General features: G+C 69.3%; 2 pseudogenes. Both read left to right on the forward strand.

The features are described from left to right. Positions 1-233: pseudogene (locus KUM32_RS45140) on the forward strand (hypothetical protein); the annotation flags it as partial. Between the two features lie 15 nt (positions 234-248). Further along, positions 249-691, forward strand: a pseudogene (locus KUM32_RS45145) (hypothetical protein); the annotation flags it as partial.

The raw sequence follows: 691 nt of genomic DNA on the forward strand, positions 1-691 counted from the left end.
ACCTACCACCCACCCGGCACCTGGCGGATTGGCGAGCAGTGTTGGACGACCTGGCCGCCTCCGCAGCCGAGATCCGAGAGACCCTCCAGCAGCCAGCCGCCCCCGGCTCCGCAGCCGAACGCGCGCAGCACACGGCCCTGTGGCCGCACCTCACCGCCTGGGCCGAGCATGGCGTCATCGTCGGCACGCTGGCAGAAAGCGGCGGCCACCACCACAGTGCTCCGCTCCCCTGAGCAAGAGCAGCAGAGGTGGACCGAAAAGCCCAGGTCGCGCGCAGGCGGAACGAACTAGAGCTGGTCGAGTCGTGGTACGGGCTCGACGGGCAGATGATCACCCTCGCCCACCTGGTAGAGGACGACGACACGACGCTGGTCGCGCTGCGCGGCGACCCAGACGCCGCCGACTTACAGGTGATCGGCCACTACGCCCACGAACACCAGGCGAGGAAGGCGCTGCCTGCCCCGGCCCCACCGGGCGTGCTGCGCTCGAACGTCTCCCGCTTCAACCGCCCCGTGCTGACCATCGAGGTACCGCTACAAGAACTCATCCGCGACGTCACCGAAGGACACACCGCTGCCGATGCGTCCGAGGCGCTGCTGAGCGCCGTCCGCTGCGGCTACATCGCCGGCCCCATGGTTCGCCTGCCGGAACTGCTGCGCACCAGCGGCCAGTTCGCCAGTGCACTAGAGAC

The organism is Streptomyces sp. AC627_RSS907 (genome assembly GCF_019049165.1).